The following is a 23,401-nucleotide window of genomic DNA, read 5'->3' as shown; positions in this document are numbered from 1 at the left end:
CTGCCGTTCAGCAATATTCTTCCGGTGAGCAGCATGCCGCCTTCTAAAAAAGCCTATACCCATTTGCAGCTTTTATCATCTTTCCAAAAAGCTGAGCTAAGCTATTTATATCCAACACAGAAAGCTACTTTGGGACCACCATGACAACCAAATCCACCATGAGTTTTGTATTTGGCAGCATCTGCGTGTTCGCATTGCTGACCATCATCACCATGCTCAACGTACTGAGCTATTCAAGGGAACTGCTCAATACTGCAGAAGTCCGCTACCAATCTTATCAGGTCGCCGACGAGTTGAGACAGAGTTCAGATGATCTGACCCGCCTGGCCAGAACCTACTCGCTGACCGGCAATCCGGATTACGAAAAGATGTACCTGGATATCCTGGCGATACGCAATGGTCAGAAACCCACCCCACAGAACTCTCACCGGATTTATTGGGATTTGGTATTGAATTATGGTGATAAACCCAAAGCCGATGGCCCAACCATTTCATTGCAGCAACGCATGAAAGATCTGGGCTTCAGCGACAGGGAATTTGCGCTGCTCAAAGAGGCTCAGGGTAATTCAGATGCTCTGGTGGCTCTGGAAGTCAAAGCGATGAACGCCGTTAAAGGGATTTTCCAGGACCCGACCACAGGCCAATATACCAAACAGGGTCAGCCCGACACGGCGCTGGCAGCAGAATTGACGCACTCAGCCACTTATCATGCGGAAAAGGCCAAGATCATGGCCCCCATCGACAAGTTTTTTGAGCAACTTGAAAACCGTACTCAAAGTGCATTGGAAGGTCATTACAACTCATTGTTGCAGGACGCCTATGTGACCCTGACATTCATGCTGCTCATGCTGCTGGTATCAGTCGCCGGCTTCTTCTTGGTGAACCGCAATATTGCCGCGCCTCTGGTGAGCATCAGTAAGCAGCTGAAAGATGTGATTGGCAATAACCAGCTGAACACTGAAATCAAAGTTGATACCAAAGGTGAAGCACTGAATATCAGTCAGCTGATCAATCAACTTTTGGGCAATCTGCACCAGAAAAGCAAAACCACGGCCAGAGTAGCAACCGGTGTAACCAAGCTGGCGGCAGAAAGCCGGGACACAGTTGCCAGCTGCACCGAGCTTTCCAGCCAACTGGATACCAAGGTGCTTAAAGCCGGTGAAACCATCAACCTGCTGGCCGAACAAATGGCACAGGTCCAGGAGATCACCCACGAGGCTGAAAGTCAGGCCAGAACCAACAGCAATAACATTTCCACCGGGATGAGCTCTGTTCGTCAGGCAAGCAACTCAATCTCATCACTGGAAAATGAATTCAACAAAACCCAGGAAGCCATGCAGGGACTGGCCAGCGAAAGTCAGCAAGTGTCCCGGGTACTGGATGTGATTAAAACTATTGCCGAGCAGACTAATTTGCTGGCTCTGAACGCCGCCATTGAAGCAGCCCGCGCAGGCGAACAGGGACGGGGCTTCGCCGTGGTTGCCGACGAAGTGCGTTCGCTGGCACAGCGAACTCAGCACTCAACACTGGAGATTGAGCAGATGATCACCAATCTTCAGGACAAGACCCAATCGGTCAACAACACAGTGAAAGTGGCGGCAGGAATGATGGTCTCGTCCCGGGACAATATTGAAAACCTCAATGAAATCTTCAACCGCATAAGCCAGGCGACTGAAGACTTCGTCGCCCTCAATAGTCGTATTTCACAGTCTGCGTCCGAGCAATCCACCTCTTCATCGCAGATAAGTCAGCAACTGCACCAGATCCAGGAGTTGTCGGCGCAGGTATCCTCGTCGCTGGTTACCATCAGTGACTCCGCCTCTGTGCTGGAAGAAAATGCCAGAGAACTCGCCTGATGCAATAGTGTGGCAAAGCAGGGCTGACCCCATTTCAGCTCTCTTTGCCCGCGTCAATCAATGCCTGTACATCTGCGCTGCACATAATCTCCATATGGGCCTTTAACTTTTCTTCAGGCCAATCCCACCAGCGCAATGTCAGCAGCGCATCTATCTGCGTATCAGTGAACCGCTTGCGCACTACTCTGTTGTTGGCAACTACAATCGAGTAGGGCTCAACATCTTTGCTGATCACCGCACGAGCTCCAATCACTGCGCCATCACCAATGCGCACCCCGGGCATGATCATGGCCTCAGAGCCAATCCACACATCATTCCCCACTACCGTGTCACCGGCACGCTGAAAACCGGATTTCACCTTGCCGCCAAACTGTGCCGGATCAAAAGGAAAGGTCGAGATCCAGTCAAGCCTGTGTCCCTGATTGCCCGCCAACATAAAAGTGACCCCAGAAGCAATGGAGCAGAACTTGCCAATAATCAGCCTATCCACCTCACCCCAGATGCCCGCCTCCCACACATCCGCCGTCACCTTGTCGCCCAGCAGATAGCGAACACACTGATCTTCGAACGATTTACCGTGATAAAAACCGGAATAGTAACTGTAGTCACCCACTTCAATATTGGAGTGAGTTACCTGTTCTTTCAGCCGCTCGGAGGTCAGCCAATCGGGGAATATGGATGAGGTCATTTGGGGTTACCCTGACATAACTGGGTTAGTGAAAATAGTTTGTTCGTTGAAGATGACTTGGCAGAGAAAGATAAGCGGCTCATTGACGACATTTTTTTCATTGAACCCGACTGAGCCACAGCAAATAAAATCGGCGCGGTCATCTGCCGCTATTGTCCCTTAGCCAGCGTCACATCTCCAGACAATACATCACAACGCAGATACTCAACGCCTTGATTAACAACCTGTACTGAGTAAGAAACCAGCAGCCGTAGAGAAGAGAGCAGCACCTGAACGATATCAGCGCCGCAAAAAACGGCGCCCGACAGGTGATATCTGTAGATATACGCGAACGCCGACAACACACATCCGGTCATCCGCATAACGCTGTCATTACAGCACTGTCAGTATCTGCTCCAGCGGCTTTTTGATTAACGCATGCCCGGGTATCGTGGCACCGGCAGCCGGATAACCGGCGACCAGCAACATAAAAGGCCGCTCATTGTCTCTGTCGCGGCCACAGATATCAGTGAGAAAACTCATGGGTTTAGGGGTATGAGTCAGAGTGACCAAACCGGCATGATGCAGCGCCTGGATCAAAAAGCCTGTCGCTATCCCAACTGACTCATGCACATAGTAATTGGTACTCTGGCCATCTTCCTGCTGCCCACCACGTTTCTGGCTGAATATGGCAATCAGCCAGGGGGCGTGCTCCAGATAAGGTTTGCTGGCATTGGTGCCCAGTGGTTTGAGCGCATCCAGCCACTCCTCCCCGGCTCTGCCGGCATAAAAAGCCTGTTCCAGCGCTTCAGCCTCCTGACGGATCCTGGTTTTAATCGCCTGACTTTCGATAGCGACAAAATGCCAGGGTTGATGATTGGCACCATTGGGTGCCGTTCCGGCGGCCAATATGCACTGCTCAATAATTTCCCGCGGCACGGGTCGATCTGAAAATTGACGAACGGAATGTCGCCGGCGAATGTCGGCATAATGATCTCTGGCTCGCTTGAGCATCTCATCCTGAGGGTATTCGGTGAAGTCATCCAGCGGATGATGAACCTGTGTCATAGTGCGCTCCTTTTATGTCTGCGATCAAGCTACCAAAAAACACTCAAAATACCAGCGAGAGGCAATTGCCCGGATGTACTTTTTGCCTCCAAAAGTTAAACACAGACCTGGCTTGTGTTCAGCATTTTTCATTTACTTACAATGCATTAGACATACCCAAACTACGTTTTAAACAAACGTAAGTTCATTCATAGATTTACACCGAAAAAATATCCGGAAGCAGACTTGTAACACGTTATCTTCACCACTAACTTGGTCTGCGCTGTAAGGAAATATCACACCTTCAACAGGGAACACACCATGAAACATTATCTGCTTCTGGGAGTGTTAGCCGTCGCTCCCCTCGCTCAAGCCACCACGGGTGTCGCTTTTGTGCATGGCACAGGCCACCAGACCGATGCACTGAATGATTACTGGACCCGGGACTTTGTCGATTCCGTCAGACAGGGCCTGCCCAATCCGGCAAAATACACAGTCATCAACTGCGATTTTGAACAATATATGTGGACTGACGCCGCTGCCGGATGTCTTGCCGGGCAGTTGCAGTCTTTCATCAGTAATCAGGGGATCAGTGATCTGCTGCTGGTTACTCACTCCAACGGCGGCAACGTAGTTCGCTGGATCCTGTCCAACCCCACCTGGGACAGTCGCTATCCCAATATCATCAATAAAACCCGCAGAGTCATCGCGCTGGCGCCCTCCAGTGGTGGTACACCACTGGCAGATGCCGTAGTGAATGGCAATGCATTTGAGCAGGTGCTCGGCTGGTTGCTGGGTTACGCCTCAGATGCGGTGAAACAACAGCAGGTCAGCTGGATGGCTCATTACAACAGCAGCTGGTTGAATGGTACCGCCGGTCGTCCCTCACTGGGCGTCACTTTCGAAACGGTAGTCGGCACAGATGTGGACTCTGCGATTTGGGACAGCGACAGCTACTGTGCCGGCTATCAGAATCAGGTTGCGCTGGAAACCACGCAAAACTGGCTGGACAGCTGCTCAGACGGCTTCCTTAACTGCAGCTCACAAAGTGCGGCCGGAACGGTCTGGTTCAGGGATAAAGACAAGACCCGCGGCCGGGAGCCCTTAAGCCACCAGCAAAGTCGCCGAGACTGTTTTAACCTCGATGTGCTTATCCGTGACCGCCTCTAGGAACCTTATCATGAACAAGACCACAATAATTTTCGGCTCGTTACTGGCGATGACGCTGGTGGGCTGCGGCGACGAACAGCAGGTAAGTTCATCCCCGGCCACAACAGCCCAAAACGTCACTCACGCAGAGATTTTAATCCCTCCGACAGCCACAGATCTGACGCCGCAAGCCGTTACAGAGCCCAGCCAGCCTGGACTGAATACCCGTCAGGAACCGGTTGTCTTCATGCAGCCACTGCAGGGAGAGTTCATTGCAACCTCACCTCAGTGGCAACAAACCAGCCAAAGTGATGAGTATTGGTTCAGAGCCACGGGCAGGGAGCTGAACCAGGGGCTGCCACTGGCGGTAAGCCAGCCCGGCAGCCTTATCCGGCTGGTCCCCAAAACTGACCTGAGCAGCGGTTTTCCTGTGGTTCCTGACGCCATCGCACCGGACAGCATTTCAATCAGCAAACCTGGCATCAAATCTGCCAGTACATTGATTAGCTCCAAAGCCGACGCCGATGCACTGGCAACAGCCGGATTGACTGATCGCTCCAGCGCGCTGCAATTGTCATCAACGGCCCCGGCAGGAACCTATCAGCTGAAAGTCAGCCAACCATTACCTGCGGAGGCCAGCTATCTGGTCAATGTGAAGGAGAAGCACTCCCCTTACCTGTTGTCACTGTCAGCCCCCGCAGCGATCAGCAACGCCGAGGAAACCGTCGCCGTGCAGCTGAATTTGACCGGCCGCACTGTCAACCTGTCACCCAAGGCGATGCTGCGGCTGGCAGATGGCAGTGAACACAAACTCGATATTCTGCCCCGGGATGAAGGCTGGCAAATTCGACTGCCTGCGGATATTCACCGCAGTGGCAGCAATGCCGGGCTCAATGAACTGCATCTGAGCATTGCAACTGAGGTTGACGGTGTACCGGTCCGGCGCAATATCAAGTCAGCCTACAAGGCCTATGTGAACAGCGCCCGATTCACCGACAATGCCAACAGTCATTGGCAAAACCATGTCCCCGATGGTGTGAGTTTTACTCTGGATGTTGCCTCGGAGGGGCGGTATCAGCTAAGTGCCATCGTCACAGGTACCGATCACCGCGGTAAAGAACACCTGCTGATGCGAACGGAAGCGGCCACCTGGCTGACACCGGACTCGAGCGTAATGACACTGCCACTGGATCAACAGCGTATTCGTGCCAGTGGCCTGCAGGCACCGTTCAGGGTGCGGGCATTGGAGCTGAAAGATCAGGGGCAAATGGCATTGCTGGCTTATCGGGAGCTGGCACTGACGCTGCAATAACGCCTGTGGGCCGGGTTATCATCCGGCCCACTCATCCCTTCCTTTGACGACAGATTGCGCAATTTTGTCTACTTATCTTCACAACCACCGCCAATATGGACAATCTGTCCCACGATAAAAGTTAGTTTAAGTAACTACAGGATTTTTACTCCATTACGGCGTGATCTCTCCCCAAACTCAGGGCAATATGGCTAAAAACCAATAGTTAACTCTATAAACTTGGCCGGTTAACATCATTCAGAGACAGCAACATGTACAAGAAAACCCTACTGGGGACACTGGTCGTCAGTGCCCTGCCCGCACTGGCAGCCCAACCCGGCTTACTCGATGTTCAGGAAGTGATTGTGGTGCAGGGCACCCAACCTTCAGCTCAACAGCTATCAGCCTCAATGATCTCCCTGAGTGGCGAGTCATTGCAGATGAAAGGCCTGACCAACCTGGCCCAGGCACTGGAAGATGTGCCCGGCATCAACGTCAGGGTCGGTGGTAAAGGTGTGCCGCAAATCGATATCCGTGGTTACAAGTCACGCCATGTGACTTTCCTGCTCAACGGCGTCCCCATGAATGACCCGTATGAGAGTCAGTTCGATCCACAGCTGGTGCCGGTTGAACAGATCCAGGAAGTGCAGATCACTGTCGGTGGCGGAGCCTCATTGCTGTACGGCAGTGGTGCCAATGGCGGGGTCATCAACGTCATCACCAAACAGGGCAGTGATCTTGAAGGTGCCCGCCTGCAGGCCGGTGTTGGCAATGACGACAGTTACAAAGCCTCAGTGTCTGCAGGCGGTGCCTCTGGCAATCTGGATTTCTTCGGCAACTATGTGTTCAACAAGCGCAATGATTATCCCCTGAGTGATGATTTCATCCCGACGGCAACTCAGGGTGCCGGCGAGCGTGCCAACAGCGATACCCGGGATCATGCGGTACTGGGCTCAATGGGCTGGCAGGCCAGTGAAGATACCCGCCTGGGACTGAACCTTAACTATCGCCAGGCCCAATGGGGCATTCCCGATCGTACTACCGCCAGCAAGCTCAAGTATGACCGCCTGGATGATATGGATAACTACAGCGTACAGGGCACGGCAGCGCACCGTCTCAATGAAAATCACGCCCTGCGCGGCTTTGTGTACTACACCCGCGATGAGCGACAGTGGAACAGCTATCTGGATGAGGAGTTCGACGCGCTGGACAGCGAGCAGCATTCCATTACCGATGGTCTGGGGGCCAACCTGCAATGGATCATGACCTCAGATAACCATATGTTGACGACCTCATTGGGCGCACGTAGCAATAGCTGGGAATCTGATACCCTGACCTTTGCGCAGCCCAAAGCCGGCGGTACTGGCGGCGGTACCGGTGGTGGTACCGGCGGCACCGGTGGTGGTACCGGCGGTGGCTCCGGCGGTGGCTCCGGCGGTGGCTCCGGCGGTGGCTCCGGTGGCGGCACTGGCGGTGGCTCCGGTGGTGGTTCCGGTGGCGGCAGCGGTGATGGCAACCAAACCGCTGCGGAGCATCTGGATGAAACCATCAACCAGCAGGATCTGGTTATCGAATATCAGTACCAGAGTGACCGGGGTTACGGCGCAACGCTGAGTGGTGCTCTGTATTACAGCGATATCGATTCACAGCTGCATGAGGCGGGTTTGGCATCGGCTTACTGGCAACTGACCGATTCTTCAAGAATTTTTGCCTCCGCCGCCAAGCGTGTGCGTTATCCCGATCTCCGCCAGCTGTATGAAGCCGGCGCCGGTAACCCGGATCTGCAGCCTGAGACCTCCTGGCACTATGAACTTGGCGTAGTGCAGTACTTTGGCGCACTTGAGCTGAACCTGACCGCCTACACCAGCGACATCGACAATTACATTGAGAAAGTCGCGGTGGACATCAATGGTGAAGAAATCGATAAGCACCTGAACTTCGACAAGTATCGCTTCAGCGGTGTGGATACCAGCGCCCGTTACCCGGTTACTGACTGGCTGGAGATGGGAGTAGCGTACAGCTTCCTGGACGCCGAGAATCTGGGTGCCGACAGCGAGCGCCAGCAGCTGCAGGGTCGCCCCAAGCATACCTATAAAGCCGACGTCCGCATTGAGCTGCCTTTCGACCTGAGCCTGTTTGCCGATGCCGAACATGCCCGCGACAGCGTACAATATCAGGGTAAGCAGGAAAAACGCATCGAGCTGGACAACTACACTCTGGTTAACCTGGGGCTGACTCAACAACTGCCGATTGAAGGCCTGAGCTGGCAGCTCAAGTTCAACAACCTGCTGGATGAGAACTATGCCCAGTCAGAGGGTCTGCCAAGAGCCGGCCGTGAGTGGATGCTGTCAGTGAACTACAGCCTCTGATATCAGACAGTCTGATCTGCCAAAGGCGGTGACAGCTATCACCGCCTTTTTTGTACCGCCTGAACCGTCCGCGACCCGCTTTCCCCTTCTGCCGAAGCATATTTTCTGTACTAGCCGCTCATGGTGCAAATTGTGCCGTGATGAACTCACTTTGCTACAGCATCGCCCTGACTACCGACTCGCTATATCTGTGCCCTGCAGGCATAAAAAAGGCGCGGTAAACCGCGCCCTTTGACACCCTGTCAGCGCAGGGGGCGCCTATAGCCCCACCTTCTTGTAACGCGTCCACACCACTATGTTGCCCATACGCGGCACAATCCAGATGGCGCTGGCATTGTTCTGATACAGGCGATAGAAAGTCAGTTCATCATCCTGAATATCGTCCTTGCGGATATTGCGGAAGAAGTAGGCCGCTGAGGTATTAATTTTCTCAGGGTTATACAGGTTCTTGCACTTCACCTTGATATTGAACACATCCACGTTCCAGTGGCCTATCTGCGCACGATCCTGCACGAAATCACCACGGAAAGTGTACTTGATGGGCGCTGTCAGGCAGTCCTGATCCGTCAGACAGGACGAGAAATAAAAGCTACCTGTATCCTGGGTGTCGTACACCAGCGACATATTCAGGTCATAACGCTCAAGCAACTTGTTGGCGACCGGGAAATATACGTCAGCCTGGTAGTTGTGTTCGTTAAAATCGGACTTTTTACACATCCCCTCGGGAATGGTGATGCGGTTATAACGCACCCGCTGCTCCATCTTGTGCATCAACGGGATAAATTCAGTCATCTTCAGACCGGCGGGCTTGTCATCCACCGCCACTATGTTCATCAACCCTTTGCCATCGCAGTTACGATAATCACCGGATGGACAAATCGCCATCGAATAGGCACTGTCCTCTGCCAGCGCAAATGCACTGAAGTGCCTCAGGTTGGGGATAAGATTGCTCTCGGGAGCAATATGTTTTTGCCAGCGCCAGGGAGCGGGCCGATCAGCGCCTTTGGGGAAGAACAGTTCCGCCTGTCCCTGCACCCCGCCTATGTTCAGCGGGATCTCATCTTCATGTTTCCAGCCAATGCCCTGCTGCTGATATTGCCACACTAATACCGCCCCCAGACACAGCACAGGAATGAGCAGCAGTAACCAAGGGCGCCGCTTTTTGCGCGCGGGCTCAGTGATCTCGGGCGTATCAGGCTCGGCATCTTCCTCTTCAATCTGCAGCTGGTAACCCATACGGGCCAGCGTATGCAGCTTGATTTCAGGATAAGCAGACAGCTTTTTGCGCAGCGTGGAGATACATTGGGTCAGAGAGGTGGGCGCGACAACCCGATCGGGCCAGCCTGCGGCCAGCAGGGTGTCCTTGTCCAGCACCTGCTCGTGATGTCTGAGCAATGTCGCCAGCACCGCTGCCTCGGAAAAGGTCAGGGTGATTTGCTCCTGGGTTCGCAGATCCAGCAGCAGATTTTCAGCCTCGTCAAGGACGAGAAAAGAAGTGACTTTCAACTTATGGCCTGTCCGGAGTCTAAATTCAGCACGCTTTTACAAGGCACTCAGGGACTGATAAATGGGGTAAAACAAGCTTGTGATTTTACTCCCGCCACCATGCCTTTCAAAGTAATGGCCTGCTTCCCGTCCCCGAAATTTGACCTTCGGCAAAATGTAATCAAGCCATTACTTAACTACTGGCATTTAATAACAATTCATATCAGTAAAAAGGCCATCACTGACGGCCTTGGTTTACCCGCGCCGGGAACTTATTCGGTTCCGGCCAGCAGCTCCAGGGTGATGGATTCAAAATCCAGTACCCGGCCACCGTACTGCGCAGCAAACTTCTCAGCCGCTTCTTTCGAGCTGAAAGGAGCCACTGCAGGCCCCATCACCGCCTTCTTGCTGGTGCCATAAACATAGTAAGCCGTCCTGGCATCAATAAAGGCGGAGTCGGCAGGATGCTCCCAATCGGTCGTCGCCGCATCATGCACATACATGGCGGTGATCTGTCGCTGGTTTTCAGTCTGCAGAGCAAAGTTAAACATGTCCCGCGAAGAGCAGAACTTGGGAATATTGTCTGAGGATTTCAGGAATACCTGGCCTTTGGGGCCTGGATACTTGGTGATCATCATGCCACAGATATGGCATCTGTCGTGGTCATCAATCGCCACAGGCGCAACCTGGACATTGGCGGCATCGCCCTCATTGCAGGCAAACAGCAGGGGGAACATTGCCAGAGATAACAGCTTTTTCATGGGCGTTACAGAACCTATTGAATTTAAACAACAACGCCGAACCATCGACAGAGGAAGGTAAAGCAACGGCGTCACTTTAGTTGGTAAGCACCAAATGGCAAGCACCACCCCTGCCGATAACAGGGAAATAACCGGAGGGGTGGCGAGTAAAGGGTACAGGCATGACATACCCCCACTCCCTTGCCTGAAATCAGGTGACAGCGGACCCCGGAGATGATGAAACGAAGTCCGCCGTCAATTTTTCAGATGGCGTAATACTGACCTGCGTACAATACGAACATACGCAGACACATCATGCCGGTCAGGGCACAGGCACCTGACAGATAGAAGGCCTGAGCCGAGTGGCTGAAGTGTTTACCGGTGGCAAAGTTCAGCAGCAGCGGACCAACAAAACCAATACCCACTACACCAACCCAGAACAGCGTCGCCCAGGTACCTTCAACGAAAGCACTGAACGCATACTGAGCGCCGGCATTACCGGTCATCAGCGATACGGCGATCATGAACAGGAACAGGGCTTCGAAGAACATGATTGGCCACTCAGCACCGTGCAGCTGCTTCATTTCGCTGCTGTGCAGGTCTTCTTTGAATAGCCCCACGGCCAGCATCTTGGCCGCAGCACCACCGGCAGACAGACCAGACGCCACAAACAGCGCAGGCAGTACTGAGGTGTTGATCAGCGGGAAGCGGATCAGTGCAGAGATCAGGAAGCCGGTGTAAGCACACACAGACAGGGCCAGCACCAGAGTCAGCTTTTCAGCCGGGCTGCGGAACTTACGCAGCATCTCCAGCACCGGGATCAGGAAGTTCAGTTGCTTGATAGCACGAACTTCTTCTTCCAGCGCAAACAGGGTAACCAGGGCAACCAGCGGGATATAAGCCGACAGTGCGATAACACCGATGCTCATCACGGAATCCAGGTTGTAGAACACCAGCATCTTCCAGAAGAACAATGGGTTGGTTAAGTCGAACACCAGGCAGATCATACCCAGGGCGATGGTCACCAGAGACACCAGCGAAGCCGCCTTCAAAAATGGCGTATTCTCGGTCTGGCCCTTGAAGAAGCGCAGACACAGAGCAATGGTCAGTGCACCACCGGAAATACCGGCGAAAAACAGGTACACCGCAATTGGCCAGGGCCAGGCAAAGCCTTCGGTCAGGCCCATGGTGAATTCAATAGTTCCGTCCATGGTTTAAACCCCCAGTTTCACGATTGGGATATAACGCAGGCTTGGCTCGGTACCCATATGGGCCTTGATGCGCACGGAATCCTTCACGGCCAGCAGGCGGCTGACGAAAGAGTTCGGGTCGTTGGCATCACCGAATACCAGAGCGTCGTAGCGGCAGGCCTGCACACAGGCTGGCAACTCACCCTTGGACAACTTGTTTTCCAGACAGAAGTCGCAGTTATCCGCCACATCAGTGTTGGCGTTGATAAAGCGGGCATTGTATGGACAGGCACCAATACAGTACTTACAACCGGCGCACTTGGAGTCATCCATAGTCACAACACCGGTCTTCGGATCTTTATGAGCCGCACCGGTAGGACATACGGCAACGCAAGGCGCGTTCTTGCACTGCTGGCAAGACACACGTACAAACTTACGCTCACAGCCGCAATCCAGCTTGCCACAATGTGGACAGGGTTGGCCTTCAACGCGACCTGACTGCTGTTCCAGCAATACCTTGGATACGCCTTCCGGCAGATCATTGGCCTTGTTACAAGCCGCTTTACAGTCACCACAACCCACGCATTTGTTCTGATCGAACACCATGACGTAATGAGGCTTATAGGCGCCCTCGCTCTCTTCTTTTACTGAGCTGCAACCCAGGGGTGCCATCAGCAAAGAACAAGCTCCGACTCCTTTAAGAAACTTACGTCTCTCTAGAATCTCACTCACAAACATCCTCCATCTGTCGGCCTAAGCCGACCTTTAATTTTGTTCAGTCGCTTCAGTGTGTCGTCGGTTAACGCGCTCATTGGGCCGGCTGAGCGGCCGGCCAACAGGTCTTTGTCAGCCCTGCGGGTTCAGTTTGCTCTGCGCTTTCAAGATCGCATTATTGATGGCATCCCGGTTGAACGCCTGGGTTTGGTTCTCAAGCAAGATTTCCCAGTGTCCAATAGCTTTGGCGTACTGTCCGTTAAGGTATGCATCCGTTGCCAGCAGCAAGCGGGTTTGCAATTCCTGTGGATACAGCGCCAGCGCGCGGGCAATCACAATGCCGGTTTCCGGGGCAATCGCCCTGTCATCCCGGTAGTACATGGCAGTCGCCTTCATCCCCAGCAGTTCAGCATCTTCACCTTTAAAGGCCAAGAGCTTATCCAGAGTGTCCACGGCGTCCTTGTACATGCCACCGGCGGCATAGGATTGAGCCAGATTCAGTAATGCAATCTCATTTTGCGGGTCATGCTCAACGGCCTGACGTCCCTTGGTGATGTCGGCTGCCACCAGGTAGTCAATATTGTCGTCAAGCTTGCCCTGGTTCCAGTCGTTGAAACGACCGGTCTGGCTGTAGATCCCAAGTCCCAGGACGAACACAAACAGGCTCATCACGACGGGTGTCAGGATCCCCATGCCAGCAGGTTGATAATCGGCGCCCCGGGATGAACACTGCGTGTCGGCACAGTCGGCAGCCTGACGGGCTGAGCGCAGGTAGCTGGTGTGATGCAGCACAATCGCACCGCTCACACAGGCAAACACCCCTGCCATCGCCATCATCAAACTGTTCATCCCAGGTTCCCCTTATCTCAACTCGTTACGGTAACGCTACGCTCAGGCTTACTCGTGGCCAGACATCATGCTGCCCATACCACCCATGCCCATTCCCATGCCCATACCGGCAGGCTTGTCTTTCTGTACTTCCACCTTCACCAGCTCGATTTCAAATACCAGGGCTGATTCTGGTGGGATCATACCGGCGCCTTCACTGCCATAGGCCAGTTCTGCCGGTACGGTGAAGCGGAAAGTAGAGCCTTCCGGCATCAGCTGCAGACCTTCGCTCCAACCTGGAATAAGGGTCATCATCGCCATACGTGCAGGCTTGTTCTGGGTGTAGGTAGATTCAAACTCGGTGCCGTCCAGCAACTTACCGGTGAAGTTAACGGTCACGACATCTTCCGGCTTTGGCTTGTTACCATTGCCCATGGTCAACACTTCGTACTGCAGCCCGGAGTCAGTCACTACTACGCCGTCTTTCAGTTTGTTTTCAATCAGGTAAGCCTGGCTGTCAGCCTTGTTCTGCTCTTTGACTTTGGCCAGCTGCGCTTCACGCTTGGCATTCAGAAATTCCAGACGCTGGTTCAACAGCGTAACCACGTCACCCTCTTCGATTTTGGATTGATCTTTCAGGGCATCCACAAAACCGGCCACCACGGCATCCATGTTCACTTCGGCGCCCAGCTCAACCTGGTTGTAAATTTGGTTGGACATGTACTTACCGACTGAAGAACCCAGTGCATAGGATTCACGGTCCAGTTCAGACTTCAGTTCAGTGGCCATGGCAGTGCTGCTCAATACCAGAGTGGTAAAGGTAGCCAGTAGGGTTTGCTTAAAGATTTTCATAATCCAATTCTCAATCTAATGCTTGAAATAGTGCTTACTTTAATCGTGCTTATCTGAGGTGGCCGACTCCACAGGATGGGGATGGAGCCGGCCGATAAACGTATGGCTTAAGGTTTCTCATGTGGCCGGCCTGACATGCGCCAGCCATAGATACCATCCGGCATCTGCATCACGTTGGTGTAGCCCAGCTTCATTACCTCGCGGGCAGCCACCACACTGGCGGTACACAGACGGTTGGCACAGTAGAACACCATCTCGGCGTCTTTATTTTTTGGAAGTAACTCTCTCCAATTGCGAACATTGAAGAAAACCGCTCCCGGGATGAAACCTTCAGCCCAGATTTCGAGCGTGTTTACGTCGAAAAAATAAACATCGCCACGTTTGTGCAGAACTTCCGCTTCCAGCAAGCTCACATATCTGGGGTTGATATCGTGACGGATTGCCGGTGACATCTCTTCCCCACCACCGGCGAAACAGCTGCCTGCGCTCAGCAACAAGGCCAGTGACATCAAAAATTGGTTTATTAACTTCTTCATGGTGTTTCCCTGTTGTCCCGGCCGGAAGGCCGGGACTGAGTTTGCTCAGGCTTGCCGGGAGCCCCGGCAAGCACTGGGCGGTATTACATCTTCTTGGCAGACAGAGAGCCGTCGATGATAGCCTGAGCTTCGGTCACGTAAGCCAGAGCAGCGTTCAGACGCTTCTGTGAGTAACGTGGACCGTGAACACCCCAGGAACCGTCGGCCTTGATCAGATCCAGTGCTTCCTGAGCTTTTTCAGTCAGCATGTAAACCTGGCTCTTCTTGTCGTTGGACAGCTTGGTCACTTCCAGCAGCTGGTCGATACGCTCGATGGCCTGTTCAACCTGTGCGAAGGTTTCCTTCACTGGCTTCTGCCACTTCTGTACTTCACCGTAGATTTCCATCTGGTCTTCGAAGTGCATGCCTTTTTCCAGTTCAGACTGGAATGGGCTGTGACAGCCTTTGTTCTCAACAACGTCTACGTCAGATGGAGAAGTACGGGCACAAGACCACATCAGGTCGAGGTAGTGGTGACCATTCTCATCCTTGGCAACAGTCCAGCCCTTCACAGCGGCATCACGTGGCTTGCCTTCTGGTGGGTTCAGGTGCTTGCGCTCTGGGTGAACGTCAATCTTCCAAACGTGGCTGCGACGTACAGAGTCGAAACCGGCCATATCCGGGAACTGCATACCGGTGAAGTTTTCACAGGAACCAGTGTTAGGCATGTGACACGCCTGACAGGTCTGGTTGGTGTGAGTCTTGGCATTGTTGGCAACGATCTTCTGCGCTTCGTGACAGTCGGTACAATCTTTCTTCATCGCAGGCTTGGTGAAGTTAGAGGTCCAGTCGTTACCGGTCACTTCGTGTGGATCGTGACAGGTCGCACAACGCATACCCTTGTCATAGTGCATGGAAGAGTACATCTGGGAACCTTCAGTACCGCATGATGGGCAAGAAGACTTCATCTTCACGCCGAATGCGTAATCCAGTTTCTCTTTGCCTTCTTCAGTGTTGGCCAGGTCATCAATGAAGTTGAAACGCTGGTGACAACGCTCACAGTTGGATGGCATGCCGCCACCGATACCGCCGTCCAGGTGACCACCGGCGCCGTGACACTCTTCACAGGTAATACCTTTGGAGATAGTGTGCTTGCGCAGTTCTTCAGGGTTACCCAGCGCCGCAAAGAATTCGTCTTTGTTCTTGAAGTCAAACTTGAAGGTGTGGCACACCTCACAGTAAGAAGACGCAGGCTGGAACAGGAACTCTTTCTCGTACTTGGCACCGTAAGAGCTCATACCCCACTGGTGAGAACCAGACAGACCGATCTCTTCCAGCGTGGTTGGGAACTCAGGAATTACTTTCTGGATTTCTTTGGCTTTCTCAGGAGTCAGCCACTCAGCCCAACCACGGGAGAACTGGTTGGCACCGGCAGTCAGAACACCGGTACCGTCTACCAGCAGACCACCTTTAACGTGGTAAGAACCACGCACCAGCCAGGAGTCCATGAAGCCGTACTTGGTACGTGGAGTACCAATAGTGGCGTAGATGGCATCAGGGGTAATACCGTCTGGCAGGATAGAGGTATCCTTGGTGTTGTACATGGTCTTTTCGATGTCGTTGTTTACCTCTGGGTGTTCACCAGGGAAACGAACTGTCTTGGCGTGACGAGAGCGGCTCCACTTCTCGTACTGGGCAGCGTGACACTCACCACACTTCTCAGGACCAACAAACTTGTTTGGGAAGTCCAGAATAGACTTCTCGCCCAGGCGGTACTGGATCGCCATTGGACGACCTTTGTGCTTGGAGTACAGCTGGGAGTTACCTTCTTCCAGGTATTCGCCACCACGGTCAGAAACCATGTAAACACCCTTCAGGCGACCGGCTTCTTCATACTTGAATACTGGGTGGTTCTGGAACAGGAAGTCGAACAGCTCTTTCTCCTGCACGATGTAATCCTGCAGGGTCTTAACGCCTTTGCTTTCTTCAGTCAGATCAGGATTGGCAATAATACCCTGGGCAGTTTTGCCCATTTCGTGGGTGCCATAGCCAGGATCGCCTGCCTTGGGGGCGGCGTATGAAGTCGCACTGGCTACAGTGCCAAGACAAAACAACACGCCGAGCGCTGTTTTGTTTTTCCATTGATTCATCATTCACTCCTAAATATTTCTTAGTTTTTTATTCAACTAAACCCGACAGTTCACTGAACGACATCGACACTTGAGCGCTGCCTATTCTCTACATTGGCAAACAGAAAAACGGGCACTGTCACGCATTCGCTTTGCGTTTCAAGCTGATGAAAAGATGAAAATTTAAAAACCCATAAAATCAATGATTTGACATTTATAAAAGAGTGTATTTTGAGAATTCAATGAGGATTTTTTGCTGAAATAAAAGACTTTCATCAACAGTAGACTGATAGCTGAATCACACCCCTCTGAGTTATGCGGGTGGGGCATTCAGTTGCCTGCGACTGCGGCAGCAACGCCCCAAGTGCAGGCTGATGTGGAAAAACTGCCCGTGACATTAATTTGTATTCAGGTTTTGAAAGGATGGCACAGTGCTAAACACAGCATTGGGCAATTGGGCTATACTGGCTTCCTGTTTCGACTCACGGAGGGTGACGTGAAGCCTATTTCCCGCTTCTGGCATGCAACCTTATCCCTTTGGCGATCGCTGCGACATGTACTGGCGGCCATGCTGGTATTTGCCAACGGTCTGATGATCTCTCTGTCTGTTTGGGGCAATACAGACAATCTTATCGCCCTGTTTCACATCAAAAGCTTCAGCAATATCGACTGGGCCAGCGCCGCCAACGGTCCCTGGTTATTACTCGGTATTTTTCTGATGCTCAATGCCATAGGCCTGCTGTATCGTGCCAGAATCGCCTGGGCAGTCAGCATTATGCTGTTGTTGATTATTCTGGCGTTTACCTGGCACTTTTATCCGGATTTGACGGTTCACCTGAACCTGTGCGGCGCTGCGCTGGTATTGCTGCTATTACTGAGCCAGGACTTTAACTGCTCCAGCGCAACCGCCGGTGGGATTGTCGCCTTCATTAGCTTCGTGGTGTTGCTGTTCTACTCCACCTATGGCGCCCTGTATTTCGGCGAGGGCTTTCATCCGGCAATCAACAATCTGATGGATGCCTTCTACTTCTCCATGGTCACCATGACGACTGTGGGTTACGGCGACATAACGCCAATATCAGAAGCCGCACGGATGTTCACTGTGTCAGTTATCGTGGCAGGGATTACCGTGTTCGCGACCTCGCTGACAACCGTATTTGGCCCCATCATCAAGGGCGGTCTGGATAAACTTGTTAAAGGGAACCCAAAACCCATGAACCGTAAAAACCACTTTATTGTGTGTGGCACCTCGATTCTGGCCATCAGCACTATCGCTCAGCTCAAGAGTCGCGGCGAGGATGTCACAGTGCTCACCTCATCCCCCGAGGAAGATTTTCCCGCCATCGAGCAAAAAACCGGTTGTAAGCTGGATATTCTGTCGGGTGACTGTACCGATAATACCTTGCTGCAAACTGCCGGTATTGAGCAGTGCAAAGCCATATTGGCGCTGACCAATGATGATGCTCTCAACGCCTTTATTGTATTGTCTGTGAAAGACTCAAGCCCGGATACCAAGACTGTGCTGTCGGTCAACGATGCCAAGAATATGAATAAGGTGAAACAGGTCAAACCCGATGTCATGCTGTCGCCCCAATTGTTTGGCAGCGAAATTCTCGCCAGTGTGCTGTCCGGTGAGCCACTTGATAACGATAAACTGGTCTCGCTGTTGCTTACCAGTGGTCATGGTCTGTTCGACAAACATTGATACCCTGGAATCCGGATAAAACGATATTGCCTGGCAACAGAGCTCATCATCCCATCCATCATTGACTGATCGGAAAATGCAGACACAATAGGTGTCTGCATTCTATTCCGGGTGAGTTATGTCGTTGTCTGATACCGCATTGTTTGTTGGCTTGCCCATGTGGACTCATCAACACTGGCAAAGCAGCATCTATGGTGGCAGCGCAGATAAACTCGCAGCCTATGCAGACATGTTCAATACTGTCGAAGGCAACACCACTTTTTATGCTACGCCGACGGTGCAAACCGTGCTTGCCTGGCGCGATGCAACTCCTGCTGATTTCCGTTTTACCTTCAAATTGCCACAAGCCATTACTCACCAATTGCAGTTGCGAAACTGCCGCGCGCAGCTGTGCGATTTTTTGCAAACAATGTCTGCCATTGCCGACAAAACCGGCGTCTGGAAAATTCAGCTGCCACCGTCGTTTGGCCCGGACGGCCTGGATGCTCTGGCACGCTTTCTGGAATGGATGCCGGAGGGATATCATTGTGGTGTCGAAGTACGGCATCCTGCGCTGTTTGCCAAAGGAGAAGCCGAACGGGCATTCAATCGATTACTGATGGACAGGGGCGCTTCGCGCATCATGATAGATACCCGCCCGGTATTTGCAGCCCCCGCAGACTCGCCGGCAGTGATTGATGCCCACAGTAAAAAACCCAGGGTCCCGGTGCATGCGCTGGCTACCGACAATTTTCCTGTAGTACGCTTTATCGGTCATCCGGTATTGGAAGCCAATGATACGTTTTTTGCCCCCTGGCTGGTAAAACTGGCCAACTGGATACAAGAAGGTAAACAGCCTTATTTGTTCATTCATACCCCGGATAACGTGCTGGCACCACAACTGGCCAGACGCCTAACTCAGCAACTGGCAAACGAGTTGCCTGCCGATATCCATCTGCCCAAACTGCAATTGGCCTCGCCCCAGCTGTCATTAATCTAAGGCCCAACTCTTCCAATATCCGGCCGGAAGCAGACATCGCAGATCAGCCTCATAAAACAGGCTGATATCTTTCGTTTGATACAATTCATTGGATTTACGTCAATTATTTATATTTCTGTGTGAATTCGGCGATTTACATCTGTTCGGGCAGTGGCTAGAGTGACCGGCAAATTATAATCAGAGTACCCTTCTATGCTCAGCGGACTGTTGTTTGTCATTAGCCCTTTGGTCGTTGGCTATATGATCAAGCTGAATAATTCCCGGCACCTCGCCCGAATCGACCAGATCTGTGGCCAATTGGTATCAGTAATCCTCTTCCTGATGGGATTGAGCCTCGCCAAAATGGACCAACTCGGCCAGAACTTGCTGCAAATACTGCAGGTTGCCGGAGTTCTGTTTGTCTGTATCAGTGCCTGCAACCTGCTGGCACTGCCGTTGCTGGATAAACGCTGGCACACCAGGGTTGAATCCCACAAAGCCAAACTGCCCTTCAAAGCCATGTTGCTGGGCTCAGGAAAGCTCATTCTTGCAGTCGTTATCGGGCTACTGCTGGGTTTGATTGTCCGCACTCTGCACCCCGGCAGCCTGTTTTGGGTCGATGAAGCCAGTGAGGCCATTTTGCTGCTGTTACTGTTGCTTATCGGTATTGGACTGCGTAACAGCGCCATGCCACTCAAACAAATACTGCTCAACACCAAAGGCATGATGCTGGCGCTGGTAGTGGTATTAAGCTCACTGCCGGGCGGCTTGCTGGCGGCCTGGTGGCTGGACATTCCCTGGAATCAGGGACTGGCGATGGCATCCGGGTTTGGCTGGTACTCCTTGACCGGTATTCTGGTCACAGACTATCTGGGACCGGTATTGGGGGGCGGTGCATTTTTGAATGAGCTGCTCAGGGAAATGGTGGCCATTATGCTGATCCCGGCGCTGATCAGCCGTTATCCAGCCACGTCCGTTGGCTATGCCGGCGCAACCGCAATGGATTTTACCTTACCGGTTATTCAGCAAAGCGGCGGCAACAGCTTGGTACCTACAGCCATTGTCAGCGGCTTTATCTTAAGTCTGCTGGTACCGGTAATGATTACCTTCTTTTTAACCCTGTAAACGCCTGGCGCCGACGACATTAAGGTCACCCCTGTGGTGGCCTTTTTCATATCTGATGTTTGAGTTATGTGAGCGTCGGCTGGGAGATTGATGGCGTGATGTGGTAATTTACCGGATTTAGAAAAGCGAAAAGCCGTTCATTGCTGAACGGCTTTTCTGAAGATTGGCAGGGGTGGCAGGACTCGAACCCGCAACCATCGGTTTTGGAGACCGCTGTTCTACCAATTGGAACTACACCCCTGTCGACGTGGGGCATTATGCTAAAACACCCCGTAAAGGTAAAGCACTTTTTCAGGACAAACCGAACGACTGCAGCTTTTTCAAGCAAAACGGTGAAAAAGCCTCTGATTCGGCCAGAATTACTGCAATAAAGCCTGATAAAGACTCAGATCTTCGTCTTCAAAACAAACAAAGATCAACTGCTTAAGCTGTGGTAATTGGGGAAGTAAATTGCGTACTGTGGTCACTGCAATCTGTGCGGCTCTGAACTTCGGGAATCCATACACTCAGGTACTGATACAGGGAAAGGCAATACTCTTAATGGCAAGCTCAGCGGCTCTCTCCAGAGCCTCGCGATAGCAACTGGCAAGCAGTATATCCTCATGATTATCGCCCCCCTGCCATACGGGCCCCACTGCGTGAAACACATGCCGAGAAGGCAACATAAAGCCTGGCGTCACTTTAACCTGACCTGTGTTGCAGCCTCCCAATGCCCGACAAGCTTCCAAGAGCTCTGGCCCGGCGGCTCTGTGAATGGCGCCATCAACCTCACCGCCGCCCAGTAAGGAACAATTGGCGGCATTAACGATAGCATCCACAGCCAGATTGGTAATATCTCCTTTTACCACATGTATTTCCATATACTCTCCTGGAGAAACAAATGCTGTTTACAGCTATTGAGCTCTGCCTATTGAGCCGGCTGACGTGTAAGCCGGGTTTCTGTTAGCAATTGGCACTGGCTGCCGTTGGGCTGACATTGCCACTCTTTGCTTTCCATTTTACCTCCCTGTCGCTGCCAGTTCAGCTTGGTTATCCCGTTACCGTCATCTGAAGGCCGCTGATAACTAATACGCCAATGGCCAACATCATTAAACTCCGCATTATTGACCTGATATCTATGTAACGTTCCATTGCCGTTACGAAAATATGACTCTACCAGATTCCCTGTCTCCGGATTTTGTGTCATCAGACTAACGGCGTAAACCATCTGTCCCTGATCGGCATACGTCAGGTAACGAATAAGTGTCTCCTGATCGGGAGTGACTTCAGTATTCATTCTAAGGTCGACCAGCTGCGGATTGGAGTTTGCGTACCTGATCTGCCCCTGCCAATGCCCTTCGGTTCCCTGCAGCGCCTGCCAAGCGCTTTGGTTAGAGAAGTCATTGGCAAACACGGGGGCTGACATTACCAATATCAAAGGAGCCATCAGAGTCGTTATCTGCACTTTCATAAAGGTATCCTGCAAAATAGATAAATAACTAAGCAGCCTACCCGGTTTGCCATAAGGTGCCAGTGAATCTGAGTTAATCCGAAGTGGTGTGAATACGAAAAGGAAGCAGCAATTGCTCGCTCCACCAGGGGGATCGTATGGCTCTTTCTGGACGGAGGTCATCGGGAAACAAAACTCAAAAAGCCCCATCCTAAGATGAAGCTTCTCACTTAAGTTTGTGGGCGAATGTGTGTAGTGGTCTAATGAACCCGGACACCATTTTAGGTGGTACAGTTACCACCTGATTAAGAGGTGTTTCATGACCAGAAAAAGACGTTCCTTTACTCCAGAGTTCAAACTTGAAGCCGCCAGTTTGGTACTGGATCAAGATTATTCCATCCCAGAGGCCAGTCGCTCACTGGATATCGGCGAGACTGCACTCAGACGATGGGTCAATCAGTTGGAAGCCGAACGTGGGGGTGCAACGCCACTGAGTAAAGCATTGACGCCTGAGCAGCAAAAGATTCAGGAGCTGGAAGCCAGAATTAATCGACTGGAGAGAGAGAAAGCCATCTTAAAAAAGGCAACCGCTCTCTTGATGCAGGACGAACTCGAACGTACGCGCTGATAGACCAATTGAGAGGGCAGGAGGCTGTGGAATTGGTCTGTTCAGTATTTGATATCGCACCATCCAGCTTTTATGACTACTTGAGCCGCAAACGTTTGGTGAATGCACAACGACTGCATCAACGCAGCGAGGTTAATCGCTTATTCACAGAAAGTCGGTCTTCTGCGGGCAGCCGAACGTTGGTTTCTATGTTGCGTGAACAAGGGGAGAAGATTGGTCGCTATCGAGTGCGCAGTCTCATGAAAGAGTTGGGCCTGATATGCAAGCAGCCAGGCTCTCACGCATATAAAAGCGCCACGATTGAGCGACCGGATATTCCTAATAGATTGGCTCGGGACTTTGCGCCAAGTATCCCGAATCAGTCCTGGTGTGGCGATATCACTTACATCTGGGCAGGCAGTCGCTGGTGTTATCTGGCAACGGTCATGGACTTGTACAGCCGACGTGTTGTTGGCTGGGCGCTGTCGAATAAGCCAGACGCTGAGTTGGCGATTAAAGCGCTGGATATGGCATTTGAGCAAAGAGGCAGACCTAACGGACTGATGTTCCACTCGGACCAAGGTTGCCAATATAGCAGTCGAGCTTTCCGACAACGCCTATGGCGCTACCGCATCACCCAAAGCATGAGTCGCCGGGGAAATTGTTGGGACAATGCGCCGATGGAAAGACTGTTCCGGAGTCTGAAGTCAGAATGGGTGCCAACGGCAGGTTATCCATCGATGAT

The 23,401-nt window shown here is 52.3% G+C and carries 19 protein-coding genes, 1 tRNA gene and 1 pseudogene; 8 read left to right on the top strand and 13 right to left on the bottom strand.

Going from position 1 to position 23,401, the window contains the following annotated elements; translation table 11 throughout:
- The first annotated feature begins 140 nt into the window (after positions 1 to 140).
- Positions 141 to 1,856, top strand: coding sequence for a methyl-accepting chemotaxis protein (locus tag ACRRUX_RS15330; protein ID WP_432531878.1), 1,716 nt, complete (start codon positions 141 to 143; stop codon positions 1,854 to 1,856).
- Between the two features lie 34 nt (positions 1,857 to 1,890).
- Here ACRRUX_RS15330 and ACRRUX_RS15325 read toward each other — a convergent pair whose 3' ends face one another.
- Both ACRRUX_RS15325 and ACRRUX_RS15320 read right to left on the bottom strand, forming a co-directional pair.
- On the bottom strand, positions 1,891 to 2,544 hold the full coding sequence (locus ACRRUX_RS15325; RefSeq protein WP_432531876.1) for a CatB-related O-acetyltransferase: 654 nt from the start codon (positions 2,542 to 2,544) through the stop codon (positions 1,891 to 1,893).
- Positions 2,545 to 2,916: 372 nt separating this feature from the next.
- Positions 2,917 to 3,591: a nitroreductase family protein gene (locus ACRRUX_RS15320; RefSeq protein WP_432531874.1), complete on the bottom strand. Its 675-nt coding sequence runs from the start codon at positions 3,589 to 3,591 to the stop codon at positions 2,917 to 2,919.
- Between the two features lie 300 nt (positions 3,592 to 3,891).
- Here ACRRUX_RS15320 and ACRRUX_RS15315 point away from each other — a divergent pair, with 300 nt between their 5' ends.
- The 3 genes from ACRRUX_RS15315 to ACRRUX_RS15305 all read left to right on the top strand — a co-directional run bounded on the left by ACRRUX_RS15315 (position 3,892) and on the right by ACRRUX_RS15305 (position 8,379).
- Positions 3,892 to 4,740, top strand: coding sequence for a hypothetical protein (locus ACRRUX_RS15315; protein WP_432531872.1), 849 nt, complete (start codon positions 3,892 to 3,894; stop codon positions 4,738 to 4,740).
- Positions 4,741 to 4,750: 10 nt separating this feature from the next.
- Positions 4,751 to 6,031: a DUF4785 domain-containing protein gene (locus ACRRUX_RS15310; protein WP_432531870.1), complete on the top strand. Its 1,281-nt coding sequence runs from the start codon at positions 4,751 to 4,753 to the stop codon at positions 6,029 to 6,031.
- A 251-nt stretch (positions 6,032 to 6,282) separates the two neighbouring features.
- Positions 6,283 to 8,379, top strand: coding sequence for a TonB-dependent receptor plug domain-containing protein (locus ACRRUX_RS15305; RefSeq protein WP_432531868.1), 2,097 nt, complete (start codon positions 6,283 to 6,285; stop codon positions 8,377 to 8,379).
- Between the two features lie 258 nt (positions 8,380 to 8,637).
- Here the strand turns inward: ACRRUX_RS15305 and ACRRUX_RS15300 are convergent, their stop codons facing one another.
- From ACRRUX_RS15300 to ACRRUX_RS15265, 8 genes are all read right to left on the bottom strand, one after another.
- Positions 8,638 to 9,885, bottom strand: a complete 1,248-nt coding sequence (locus tag ACRRUX_RS15300; RefSeq protein ID WP_432531866.1) for a winged helix-turn-helix domain-containing protein — start codon at positions 9,883 to 9,885, stop codon at positions 8,638 to 8,640.
- 251 nt (positions 9,886 to 10,136) lie between these two features.
- On the bottom strand, positions 10,137 to 10,625 hold the full coding sequence (locus ACRRUX_RS15295) for a nitrous oxide reductase accessory protein NosL (protein ID WP_432531864.1): 489 nt from the start codon (positions 10,623 to 10,625) through the stop codon (positions 10,137 to 10,139).
- Positions 10,626 to 10,867: 242 nt separating this feature from the next.
- Positions 10,868 to 11,815, bottom strand: coding sequence for an NrfD/PsrC family molybdoenzyme membrane anchor subunit (nrfD, locus tag ACRRUX_RS15290; RefSeq protein ID WP_432531862.1), 948 nt, complete (start codon positions 11,813 to 11,815; stop codon positions 10,868 to 10,870).
- A 3-nt stretch (positions 11,816 to 11,818) separates the two neighbouring features.
- The gene (locus ACRRUX_RS15285; RefSeq protein WP_432531860.1) at positions 11,819 to 12,526 is read right to left on the bottom strand and encodes a 4Fe-4S dicluster domain-containing protein; all 708 of its coding nucleotides are present in this window, start codon (positions 12,524 to 12,526) and stop codon (positions 11,819 to 11,821) included.
- A 114-nt stretch (positions 12,527 to 12,640) separates the two neighbouring features.
- Positions 12,641 to 13,357 carry a tetratricopeptide repeat protein gene (locus ACRRUX_RS15280; RefSeq protein WP_432531858.1) on the bottom strand — a complete coding sequence of 239 codons (717 nt, stop codon included), beginning with the start codon at positions 13,355 to 13,357 and terminating at the stop codon, positions 12,641 to 12,643.
- Positions 13,358 to 13,405: 48 nt separating this feature from the next.
- On the bottom strand, positions 13,406 to 14,188 hold the full coding sequence (locus ACRRUX_RS15275) for an FKBP-type peptidyl-prolyl cis-trans isomerase (protein ID WP_432531856.1): 783 nt from the start codon (positions 14,186 to 14,188) through the stop codon (positions 13,406 to 13,408).
- Between the two features lie 107 nt (positions 14,189 to 14,295).
- The gene (locus ACRRUX_RS15270; RefSeq protein WP_432531854.1) at positions 14,296 to 14,724 is read right to left on the bottom strand and encodes a rhodanese-like domain-containing protein; all 429 of its coding nucleotides are present in this window, start codon (positions 14,722 to 14,724) and stop codon (positions 14,296 to 14,298) included.
- A gap of 83 nt (positions 14,725 to 14,807) precedes the next feature.
- On the bottom strand, positions 14,808 to 16,853 hold the full coding sequence (locus ACRRUX_RS15265; RefSeq protein WP_432531997.1) for a multiheme c-type cytochrome: 2,046 nt from the start codon (positions 16,851 to 16,853) through the stop codon (positions 14,808 to 14,810).
- A gap of 475 nt (positions 16,854 to 17,328) precedes the next feature.
- Here ACRRUX_RS15265 and kch point away from each other — a divergent pair, with 475 nt between their 5' ends.
- The 3 genes from kch to ACRRUX_RS15250 all read left to right on the top strand — a co-directional run bounded on the left by kch (position 17,329) and on the right by ACRRUX_RS15250 (position 20,620).
- A complete protein-coding gene (gene kch, locus ACRRUX_RS15260) occupies positions 17,329 to 18,537 on the top strand; it encodes a voltage-gated potassium channel protein (RefSeq protein ID WP_432531852.1) in 1,209 nt (402 codons plus the stop codon).
- Between the two features lie 118 nt (positions 18,538 to 18,655).
- Positions 18,656 to 19,516 carry a DUF72 domain-containing protein gene (locus tag ACRRUX_RS15255; protein ID WP_432531850.1) on the top strand — a complete coding sequence of 287 codons (861 nt, stop codon included), beginning with the start codon at positions 18,656 to 18,658 and terminating at the stop codon, positions 19,514 to 19,516.
- A gap of 342 nt (positions 19,517 to 19,858) precedes the next feature.
- Positions 19,859 to 20,620, top strand: a complete 762-nt coding sequence (locus ACRRUX_RS15250; RefSeq protein ID WP_432531848.1) for a lysine exporter LysO family protein — start codon at positions 19,859 to 19,861, stop codon at positions 20,618 to 20,620.
- Between the two features lie 164 nt (positions 20,621 to 20,784).
- On the opposite strand, the gene ACRRUX_RS15245 is transcribed toward ACRRUX_RS15250, so the two are convergent.
- From ACRRUX_RS15245 to ACRRUX_RS15235, 3 genes are all read right to left on the bottom strand, one after another.
- Positions 20,785 to 20,861: transfer RNA gene (locus ACRRUX_RS15245), tRNA-Trp, on the bottom strand.
- Positions 20,862 to 21,126: 265 nt separating this feature from the next.
- Entirely contained in the window at positions 21,127 to 21,480 is a 354-nt protein-coding gene (locus ACRRUX_RS15240; protein ID WP_432531846.1) for a macro domain-containing protein, read from the bottom strand.
- Positions 21,481 to 21,527: 47 nt separating this feature from the next.
- Complete coding sequence (locus ACRRUX_RS15235) at positions 21,528 to 22,070, bottom strand: hypothetical protein (protein ID WP_432531844.1); 543 nt, start codon at positions 22,068 to 22,070, stop codon at positions 21,528 to 21,530.
- Positions 22,071 to 22,368: 298 nt separating this feature from the next.
- On the opposite strand from ACRRUX_RS15235, the pseudogene ACRRUX_RS15230 reads away from it, so the two are divergent.
- A pseudogene (locus tag ACRRUX_RS15230) lies at positions 22,369 to 23,401 on the top strand (IS3 family transposase); the annotation flags it as partial.

This window comes from Shewanella sp. GXUN23E (genome assembly GCF_050865035.1).
Taxonomy (GTDB): Bacteria; Pseudomonadota; Gammaproteobacteria; order Enterobacterales; family Shewanellaceae; genus Shewanella.
This window is presented reverse-complemented; position numbering and strand designations above follow the sequence as displayed.